The following is a 6,753-nucleotide window of genomic DNA, read 5'->3' as shown; positions in this document are numbered from 1 at the left end:
TTTGCGCGAGGACTCAAAAGGCTGCGCTTGCAAGCGCAGTCGGGGTCGCGCATGTGTGACCGAGTCCTCTCCTGGGCACCATCTGTTTTCTAAAAAGGTCGGCTTCTAGCCGGCCTTTTTTCATTTCCGGCCCCGGAATCGGACATGCTCGCGGAATTTCCGTATCGCGATCTATCCCCCTCTCATCGCCCCGCCCCGCAGTGCTTCGATCGGTTCAGCACCCTCATTCCTTCACTTCACTCCGCTCCGCACGAATCTCCCGTCGTAGAAAAACCGGGATTTCCCTAGGCTGACAGGCCGTCGCTCACGCGGTTAAATAAATCAACGTGATTTATTTAATGCGCCGCCGAACGGCGCACCATGGAAGGAGACACCATGAGAAGCCCGCACTTCGGCCAGGGAAGCAATTCGGCCAACGTGCGCCGTTACAACGAGCGCCTGCTGCTGAAGACGCTGCGCCGCGCCGGCAGCGCATCGAAGGCCGACCTCGCCCGTCTCGCGAACATGACGGGTACGGCGGTCGGCAGCATCATCGGGTCGCTCGCCGACGCGAAGCTGATCGAATTCGCGGGCCGCACCGAAGGCCAGCGCGGCCAGCCCGCATCGCTGATCCGCGTCGATCCGCGCGGCGCGTTCGGCATCGGCGTCCATCTCGACCGGATGCGCATCGAGACGGCGCTCGTCAACTTCGCGGGCGACGTGCTCGGCCGCCGCTCGCACGACACGCTGCTTCCCCCGCCCGCCGACGTGCTCGAGATCGTGCGTCACGATATCGACGCGATGCAGGCCCTCCTCCCCGACCATGAACGCGCGCGCCTGACCGGCGTCGGCGTCGCGCAGCCGTACAACCTCGGCGCGTGGATGCGCGAGCTCGGCCTCGCACCCGACACGTTCCGCGCGTGGGAAGACGTCGATTTCGCCGCCGACCTCGGCCGCACGCTGTCGCTGCCCGTATTCGGCGAGAACGACGGCAACGCGGCCGCGATCGCCGAACTGTTCTACGGATACGGCCGGCAGTGCGACGACTTCGTCTACCTGTTCATCGGGCCGGCGATCGGCGGCGGCATCGCGATCGACGGCGACTGCCTGCGCGGCGTGACCGGCAATGCCGGCGACATCGCGGTGATTCCGGTGCCGCCGAGCCGGCTGGCCTCCGCGCCGCCGCCGCGCGGCCCGTGGGACATCCTGCTCGCACGCGCCTCGCTGCATGCGCTCGTGCGCCATCTGCGCCATCACGGCGAGACGGTCGAGAACCGCGCCGATCTCGAAGCCTGCATCGCCCGCGGCCTGCCGGCCGTCGACGAATGGATCGACGACTGCGTCGACGCGCTCGCGCCGGCGCTGCGCGCGGTGCTGTGCGTGATCGACGCGCCGGTGGTCGTGCTCGACGCCGACACCGACGCGGGCCTGCTCGACGCGGTCACGACCCGCCTGCGCGCGGCGCTCGTGGCCACCGCGCCCGAGGCCCGCGGCACGCCCGTGCTCGTGCGCGGCACGTTCGGCGCCGACGCAGGCGCGATCGGCGCCGCCACGCTGCCGATGTTTTTCAACTTCTCCCCGCGGGCCGGCATCCTCAAGGGCGCCCGCACCGATTCGCAGGAGGTCCACCATGTCGCGTTCTGAGTCGCCCCGCCCGCTGCTCGAGATGCGCGGGATCAGCAAGACGTTCCCGGCCGTACGCGCACTCGACAACGTCAGCCTGACCGTCTATCCGGGCGAGATCCATTCGCTGATGGGCGAGAACGGCGCGGGCAAATCGACGCTGATGAAGATCCTGTCGGGCGCCTACCGCGCCGACGCCGGCGGCGAGATCCTGATCGACGGCCAACGCATCGAGATCGACGGCCCGCTCGCCGCACGCGATGCCGGCGTCGCGGTGATCTACCAGGAGCTGTGCCTGTCGCCGAACCTGACCGTCGCGGAAAACATCTACGTCGGCCGCGAACTGCGCCGCGGCAACCGGCGCTGGGGCACGATCGACCGCGCGGCGATGGCGCGCGGCTGCCAGGACGTGCTCGCGCGCCTGGGTGCCCCGTTCGGGCCCGACACGCTCGTCGACACGCTGTCGATCGCCGAACAGCAGCTCGTCGAAATCGCGCGCGCCGTGCATACCCGCGCCCGCATCCTCGTGATGGACGAGCCGACCACGCCGCTGTCGTCGCGCGAAACCGAACACCTGTTCCGCCTGATCCGCCAGTTGCGCGAGGAAGGCCTCGCGATCATCTACATCAGCCACCGGATGGCGGAGATCTACGAGCTGTCCGACCGCGTGTCGGTGCTGCGCGACGGCGCGTACGTCGGCACGCTGGAGCGCGCGTCGCTGTCGGCCGAGCGGCTCGTCGCGATGATGGTCGGTCGCGACATCTCCGGTTTCTACAAGAAGGAACACGGGCCGTACGACCCCGGCCACCTGCTGCTGTCAGTCCGCGACATCGCCGACGGCACGCGCGTGCGCGGCTGCAGCCTCGACCTGCATGCCGGCGAAGTGCTCGGCATCGCGGGGCTCGTCGGCGCGGGCCGCACCGAGCTCGCACGGCTGATCTTCGGCGCCGAGCCGCGCGTGCGCGGCGACGTGAAGCTCGGCGAGCGCACGTTCGGCGCGCACTCGCCGCGCGACGCGATCGACGCGGGCCTCGTCTACCTGACCGAAGACCGCAAGCGCCAGGGCCTGTTCCTCGACATGAGCGTGCGCGACAACATCAACATCTCGGTGTGCAACCGCGATGCGCGGCTCGGTGCGCTCGACCTCGCGCGCGGCGCCGAACGGGCGCGCGACGCCATCGCGTCACTGTCGATCCGGGTGCCGCACGCGAACGTCAACGTCGGCGCGCTGTCCGGCGGCAACCAGCAGAAAGTGCTGCTGTCGCGCCTGCTCGAGACGAAGCCGCGCGTGCTGATCCTCGACGAACCGACACGCGGCGTCGACATCGGCGCGAAATCCGAGATCTACCGGATCATCAACGAACTGGCCCGTGCCGGCGTGGGCGTAATCGTGATCTCGAGCGAACTGCCGGAAATCATCGGCGTCGCCGACCGCGTGCTCGTGATGCGCGAAGGCGAGATCGCAGGCGAACTCGGCGGACACACGCATACGCCGATCACGCAGGAAGCGATCATCGCGCTCGCCACCGGCTCGCAGGCCGAACTGGCCGACGCGCACTGAGCGCCGCCCCTTTTCATTTCACTCTCACTTTCAGGTTACCGAAATGATCAACCCGACCAAGCAGCGGAACCTCGCTTCCGCGACCGCCCATCCGGTCGCCAACCGCACACCCCTGATGCGCGGCGCCGATCATCGCGCCCGCATGCAATCGCTGATCCGCACGGCCGGCATGCTGCCGGTGCTGCTGGTCCTGTGCGTCGGCTTCGGCTTCCTGACCGATGGCTTCTTCACGCTGCAGAACCTGTCGATCGTCACGCAGCAGGCATCGATCAACATCGTGCTCGCCGCCGGCATGACGTTCGTGATCCTGACGGGCGGCATCGACCTGTCGGTCGGCTCGGTGCTCGCCGCCGCGGCCGTCGCGGCGCTCATCGCGTCGACCATTCCCGGCTGGGGCTGGCTCGGCGTGCCGTTCGCGCTCGTCGTCGGCCTCGTGTTCGGCGCGATCAACGGCGGGCTGATCTCGTTCCTGCGCCTGCCGCCGTTCATCGTCACGCTCGGCGCAATGACTGCCGTGCGCGGCGTCGCACGCCTGATCGGCAACGACACGACCGTGTTCAACCCGCAACTGCCGTTCGCGTTCATCGGCAACGGCTCGATCCTCGGCGTGCCGTGGCTCGTCGTGATCGCGTGCGCGGTGATCGCGATCTCGTGGTTCATCCTGCGCCGCACGGTGCTCGGGATGCGGATCTATTCGGTCGGCGGCAACCCGGAAGCCGCGCGTCTGTCGGGCATCAACGTACGGGCGATCCAGATGTTCGTGTATGCGGCGTCGGGCCTGCTCGCCGGCCTCGGCGCGGTGATGTCGGCCGCACGCCTGTATGCGGCCAACGGCCTGCAGCTCGGCCAGTCGTACGAGCTCGACGCGATCGCCGCGGTGATCCTCGGCGGCACGAGCTTCGTCGGCGGCGTCGGCTCGATCGTCGGCACGCTGATCGGCGCGCTGATCATCGCGGTGCTGACCAACGGGCTCGTGCTGCTCGGCGTGTCCGATATCTGGCAATACATCATCAAGGGGCTGGTGATCATCGGCGCGGTCGCGCTCGACCGCTATCGCCAGCGCGACTCGGCCCGTACCTGACTCCCTTCCCTCATCGTTCAACCATCGGCGCGCAGGCAGGTCCTCCTGCGCGCGTTCACCAACAGACCTCACGGAGACACAACGACATGTTCAAGCACACCGCCGCCCTGACCGCCGTCGCCTGCGCACTCGCCTTCGGCGCTGCCGCCGCCCATGCAGCCGACAAGCCGCTGAAATCGATCGGCGTCACGGTCGGCTCGCTCGGCAACCCGTACTTCGTCACGATCGTGAAAGGCGCCGAAGCGCGCGCGAAGCAGCTCAACCCGAATGCGAAAGTCACGGCCGTCTCGGCCGACTACGACCTGAACAAGCAGTTCACGCAGATCGACAACTTCATCTCCGCGCACGTCGACATGATCCTGCTCAACGCGACCGACCCGAAGGCGATCGAGCCGGCGGTGAAGAAGGCGCAGGCGGCCGGCATCACGGTCGTCGCGGTGGACGTCGCGGCGGCCGGCGCGAACGCGACCGTGCAGACCAACAACGTGAAGGCCGGCGAACTCGCGTGCGACTACCTCGCGAAGAAGCTGAACGGCAAGGGCAACGTGATCATCGAGAACGGCCCGCAGGTGTCGGCCGTGATCGATCGCGTGAACGGCTGCAAGGCCGTGCTCGCGAAAAACACCGGCATCAAGCTGCTGTCGAGCGACCAGGACGGCAAGGGCTCCCGCGAAGGCGGGATGAACGCGATGCAGGGCTACCTGACGCGCTTTCCGAAGCTCGACGGCGTATTCACGATCAACGACCCGCAGGCGATCGGCAGCGATCTCGCGGCGAAACAGCTGAACCGCCCGAACATCGTGATCACGTCGGTCGACGGCGCGCCCGACATCGAGGTCGCACTCAAGTCGAACACGCTCGTGCAAGCGTCGTCGAGCCAGGACCCGTGGGCGATGGCGCAGCAAGCCGTCAACGTCGGCTACGGGATCATGAACGGCCAGAAGCCGGCCAATCCGATGATCCTGATCGAGCCGACGCTGATCACGCGCGACAACGTGAAGACCTACAAGGGCTGGAGCGCCCCGCGCTGATCGCGCCGAGCGCCCTCGAGGCCGGGCAGTGCCGGGCCGCGTCGCCGCGCGCGGCGCCCCGCACTGCCCGGCTGTTCAGATTCAGATCAACCGCTGTACGGCCACGCGCGACGCCGCGGCACAAGGTTTCCACATGACGACGACGTTTCCCCGCCTGATCGTGTTCGGCGAAGCGCTGACCGATTTCATCCGCGACGACGCGCAGCACTGGCACAGCGTCGCCGGCGGCTCGTGCTGGAACGTCGCGCGCGTCGGCGCGCGACTCGGCGTGCCGACGGCCTTCGCCGGCACGGTCAGCCGCGACACCTTCGGCGACGAGCTGATGCGCAAGAGCGCCGACGCGGGGCTCGACATGCGTTTCATCCGGCAGGTCGACCGCGCACCGCTGCTCGCGATGGTCGTCTCGAAGCAGCCGCCCCACTATTTCTTCATCGGCGAAAACAGCGCCGATCTCGCGTTCGATCCGGCCGACTTGCCGGCCGGTGCGTTCGACGCGGCCGACATCGTGCACGTCGGCTCGCTCGGCGTCGTGCGCGAGCCGCTCGCGTCGCGCCTGATCGAACTCACGCAGGCCGCGCGGGCGGCCGGCAAGCGGATCTCGTTCGATCCGAACTTCCGTGCGCCGATGGCCGCGCCGTCGTATCGCGACACACTGCGCCGACTGACCGCGCTCGCCGACTGGATCAAGGTATCCGACGAGGATCTGCGCGGGCTGTTTCCCGAACTCGACGAAGTGGCCGCGCTCGCGCAGTTGCGCGCATGGGCGCCCGACGCGACAATGCTCGTCACGCGCGGCGCAGCCGGCATGCAGCTGCTGCATCGCGATACCGAGCTGTTCCAGCCGGCGTTTCCGGCCGAGGTGGCCGACACGGTCGGCTGCGGCGATGCGAGCATCGGCGGCTGGCTCGCGAGCCAGCTCGCCCGCCCCGAGGCATCGGCCGCCGAGCATCTGCGCTACGCGGCCGCGTGTGCGGCCGTCGCTTGTGAACATGCAGGCGCCTATGCGCCGACGGCCGCGGAAGTAGCCGACATGATCGAACGCACCACCGCCAACGCCGCGCTTTCGCAATAGATGGCGCCGAAGCGCAGCGCCGTCACTCGCTGCCGTTCTGCGGTTTGCCTACCTGCAGCAGTTGCAGGCTCTCGTCGACGCTGAGCTCCGACATCGCGTCGTCGTGCAACGTATCGTCCGCCGCACGGCGCAGCGCATGCAGCGCGTGCGTCTTGAGCCGGACGAGCGCGAGCCGCAGCCCGCGCGCCGCGCATTCGGCCGCGAACGTGCGCAACGATTCGATCGTCGTGCCGTCGACGTCCGGCGTTTCCTCGAGACTCACCATCACGATATGGGTGTCCGGCGCGGCCTTCAACAGCGCCCGCACGCGATTGAGCATCCGGTCTGCATTCGCGAAGAACAGCTGCGCCTCGGGCCGCACGATCAGCACGCCGGGCACCGGCTTCGCATCGGCGTGGCTCGCGAC

At 68.3% G+C, this 6,753-nt stretch carries 6 protein-coding genes; 5 read left to right on the top strand and 1 reads right to left on the bottom strand.

Annotation, left to right across the window (positions count from 1 at the left end):
• The first annotated feature begins 375 nt into the window (after positions 1-375).
• The 5 genes from H3O04_RS32945 to H3O04_RS32925 all read left to right on the top strand — a co-directional run bounded on the left by H3O04_RS32945 (position 376) and on the right by H3O04_RS32925 (position 6,347).
• The gene (locus H3O04_RS32945; protein ID WP_012328402.1) at positions 376-1,623 is read left to right on the top strand and encodes an ROK family protein; all 1,248 of its coding nucleotides are present in this window, start codon (positions 376-378) and stop codon (positions 1,621-1,623) included.
• Positions 1,610-3,163: a sugar ABC transporter ATP-binding protein gene (locus tag H3O04_RS32940; RefSeq protein WP_202589281.1), complete on the top strand. Its 1,554-nt coding sequence runs from the start codon at positions 1,610-1,612 to the stop codon at positions 3,161-3,163. The genes H3O04_RS32945 and H3O04_RS32940 overlap by 14 nt, the downstream gene beginning before the upstream one ends.
• Before the next feature lie 43 nt (positions 3,164-3,206).
• Positions 3,207-4,244, top strand: coding sequence for an ABC transporter permease subunit (locus tag H3O04_RS32935; protein WP_011545296.1), 1,038 nt, complete (start codon positions 3,207-3,209; stop codon positions 4,242-4,244).
• 86 nt (positions 4,245-4,330) lie between these two features.
• Complete coding sequence (locus H3O04_RS32930) at positions 4,331-5,275, top strand: ABC transporter substrate-binding protein (RefSeq protein ID WP_027810357.1); 945 nt, start codon at positions 4,331-4,333, stop codon at positions 5,273-5,275.
• Positions 5,276-5,408: 133 nt separating this feature from the next.
• Positions 5,409-6,347, top strand: a complete 939-nt coding sequence (locus tag H3O04_RS32925) for a carbohydrate kinase family protein (protein WP_202589280.1) — start codon at positions 5,409-5,411, stop codon at positions 6,345-6,347.
• Positions 6,348-6,369: 22 nt separating this feature from the next.
• Here H3O04_RS32925 and H3O04_RS32920 read toward each other — a convergent pair.
• Positions 6,370-6,753 (bottom strand): sodium-independent anion transporter (locus H3O04_RS32920; RefSeq protein WP_202589279.1); only part of this gene is annotated, 384 nt, incomplete at its 5' end.

The sequence above is a fragment of the Burkholderia sp. KCJ3K979 genome, from assembly GCF_016759955.1.
GTDB classification, from domain to species: domain Bacteria; phylum Pseudomonadota; class Gammaproteobacteria; order Burkholderiales; family Burkholderiaceae; genus Burkholderia; species Burkholderia orbicola.
This window is presented reverse-complemented; position numbering and strand designations above follow the sequence as displayed.